Source organism: Microcella sp. (genome assembly GCF_030645145.1).
Lineage (GTDB): Bacteria > Actinomycetota > Actinomycetes > Actinomycetales > Microbacteriaceae > Microcella.
This window is the reverse complement of record NZ_JAUSMI010000069.1, coordinates 1-2,885: the sequence shown is the minus strand read 5'-3', so window position 1 is coordinate 2,885 and position 2,885 is coordinate 1. Positions and strand designations below refer to the sequence as shown.

The window sequence follows — 2,885 nt, the reverse complement described above, 5'->3', positions numbered from 1 at the left end:
GAGCTCGGCGATCGCGATCTTGATGAACAGGTACGGGATGCCCCAGATGACGCCGAGGGAGGCGAAGAGGATGAGGCCGCGGCGGGTCATGGGTTCATTCTGGCCCGCCGCGGGCCTCGCTCAGATCACGTCGGTCGGTCGACCCGCGACGCCGCTCAGCCGCGCCCGTGCGGAGCGACGACTGCGCGGGCCGAGAGCTCGCCCGACGCGAGCTTCCGGTACGCGTCGAGCGCGTCGTCGAGGCTGTAGATCTCGACCTCGGGCTCGATCTGACCGGCCTTGTAGAGCGCGACGACGTCGTGCAGGTCTTCGATCGTGCCCCAGTAGGTGCTCAGCAGCTCGGCCTCGTACGGCACGCCGTAGAAGCCCCACTCGTAGGTGCCGCCGGCGATGCCCACGATCGTGACGCGACCGAGCACGGCCACGGACTCCATCGCGAGCTTCACGGTCGGCGCGACGCCGACGAAGTCGAACACGGCGTCGACGCCGCGACCCCCGGTGAGCTCGCGGATCGCCGCCGCCTGGCCCTCGCCGCCGGGAACGGTCTTCGCGCCGCGGGCAGCCGCGCGCTCCATGGCGTCGGCCTTCTGGTCGGTCGCGATTACGGTCGCGCCGGTCATGGCGATGAGCATCTGCACGGCGAGCTGGCCGAGACCGCCGAGGCCGATGACGAGAGCGGTCTTGCCGCCGCCGTTGAGCTTGTGCATCGAGTTCTTGATCGCGTGGTACGGCGTGAGGCCCGCGTCGCTCAAGGGCGCGGCGGCGACCGGGTCGGCGTCGCCGAGTGCGACGAGGTTGCGCGCGGGGGCGACGAGGTACTCGGCCATGCCGCCGTCGCGTCCGAGGCCCATCGCGAGGTACGGCTTGCTGCCGACGTTTCGGCAGTACGTGTCCTGACCGCGCGAGCACATGTCGCAGTGGCCGCAGCCGATAGGGCCGTAGACGAGGTAGGCGGCGCCCTTCTCGATGCCGGTGACGCCCTCGCCGAGCTCCTCGACCCAGCCGGAGTTCTCGTGCCCGAGCGTGTAGGTCGGCTTGAGCAGGCCCGCGGCGGGCATCTCGGGGCCGAAGTCCTCGAAGATCGCGACGTCGCTGTGGCACGCGCCGGCGCCCGCGATCTTGAGCAGCACCTCGCCCGGCCCGGGGGTGGGCGTGTCGATCTCCTCGATCGTGGGGAAGGTCTTCCACTGGCTGAATCGGACCGCGCGCATGCTGTTCTCCTTCGGACTTTCGCGCCACGGTACGCCTCCGGGCGCGGGGTCGGTCAGGGCCGGAAGTCCCGGGTTGCGACTCGGAGCAGACGGATCCTCGTCTTGGGCTCGTCGCTCGGCCATACTGGCGCCATGTCCCCAGCTCTCTCCAGCGAAGCCCTGTCCACCGCGATCGGCATCGGCGCCGTCGTCCTGATCATTGTCATCGTCGCGATCGTGCTCCTCCGCGGCATCAAGGTCGCCAAGCCTGACGAGGCGATCATCGTCACCTCCCGCCAGAAGGCGACGGCCGAGCGCCCCCAGAACAACGAGTTCGACAACGTCGGGCAGAAGGTCGTCTTCGGCTCGCGCGTGTTCGTGAAGCCCGTCATCGAGGCCTACTTCAAGCTCAGCCTCCGCAGCCGCCAGCTCAACGTGCAGGCGACCGCGCAGACGAAGGACGCCATCACGATCAAGGTCAACGCCGTCGCCGTCGTCAAGGTCGGCGGGAGCGAGACCATGGTCCGCGCCGCTGCGCAGCGCTTCCTCAACCAGCAGGACCAGATCGAGTCGTCGACCGAGGAGGTCCTGAGCGGCTCTGTGCGCTCGATCGTCGGTCAGCTCACCGTCACCGAGATCATCACCAACCGCTCGGCCCTGCAGGAGCAGGTGCTCGAGGCCGTGCGCGAGGCGCTCGACATCCAGGGTCTGCAGATCGACACGCTGCAGATCAAGGAGATCGACGACGACAACAACTACATCCGCGACCTCGGTCGCGCCGAGGCGGCGCGCGTGAAGCAGGTCGCGGAAGTCGCGGAGGCGATCGCGCAGCAGGCGTCGGAGGAGGCCCGCATCGCGGCCGCCCAGGCGATCGCCGAGCAGCAGCGCAAGCTCGACCTGCGCAACGCCGAGATCCAGAAGGAGACCGACAAGGCTCGCGCCGAGGCCTCCGCCGCGAAGCCCCTCGCCGAGGCGATCGCGCAGCAGGAGGTCGTCGCGCAGCAGGAGGTCACGGCCGCCAAGCGCGTCGGCCTGCGCAAGCAGGAGCTCGACGCCGAGGTGCGCGCCGTCGCCGACGCGCAGGCGTACGCCCTCGAGAAGGAGGCGAGCGCGGCCGCCGCGGCCGCCGTCGCGAGCGCCGGTGCCGACAGGGATGCCCGCCGTGCGGCCGCCGAGGCCATCGAGTCCGAGGGTGTCGCCGAGCGCAATCGCCGCCGCAGCGCCGCGGAGGCCGTCGAGGCGGAGGGCATCGCGGAGAAGAACCGCCGCATCGCCGCTGCCGAGGCGCTCGCCGCGGAGGGCGAGGCCGAGGCCGGAGCCATCCGTCTCAAGGGAACGGCCGAGGCCGACTCGACGCGGGCCCAGGCCGAGGCGCTCGCCGAGCGCGCCGAGGCGCTCCTCCGCCAGCGCATCATCGACCAGCTGCCCGCGATCGTGCGCGCGGCCTCCGAACCCCTCTCGGCAATCTCGTCGATGACGGTCATCTCGAGCGACGGCAACGGCGCCGGGCAGATCGGCGACTCCGTCGCCGGTCAGCTCGCGACCTCCACCAAGCTCATCAAGGAGCTCGTCGGCATCGACATCGCCGAGATCATCCAGGGTCGCGCCTCCGGCGAGGCCGCGGGCGAGGCGATCGGCGCGGCGCTCGCGGGCTCGGGCTCGCGCGGCTCGGGATCGGGTTCACGCGGCAAGCGG

2 protein-coding genes are annotated in these 2,885 nt (G+C 70.9%); one reads left to right on the top strand and one right to left on the bottom strand.

What is annotated here, in order from left to right; genetic code table 11:
* Positions 1-155: 155 nt before the first annotated feature.
* Positions 156-1,211: an NAD(P)-dependent alcohol dehydrogenase gene (locus tag Q7T15_RS04060; protein WP_304693532.1), complete on the bottom strand. Its 1,056-nt coding sequence runs from the start codon at positions 1,209-1,211 to the stop codon at positions 156-158.
* A 132-nt stretch (positions 1,212-1,343) separates the two neighbouring features.
* On the opposite strand from Q7T15_RS04060, the gene Q7T15_RS04055 reads away from it, so the two are divergent.
* The coding region (locus Q7T15_RS04055) for a flotillin family protein (RefSeq protein WP_304693530.1) at positions 1,344-2,885 on the top strand (1,542 nt) is incomplete at its 3' end.

What these genes read in the sequence shown, in the direction of transcription:
- Q7T15_RS04060 (WP_304693532.1), bottom strand. Translation starts at nt 1,211, where the DNA reads ATGCGCGCGGTCCGATTCAGCCAGTGGAAGACCTTCCCCACGATCGAG.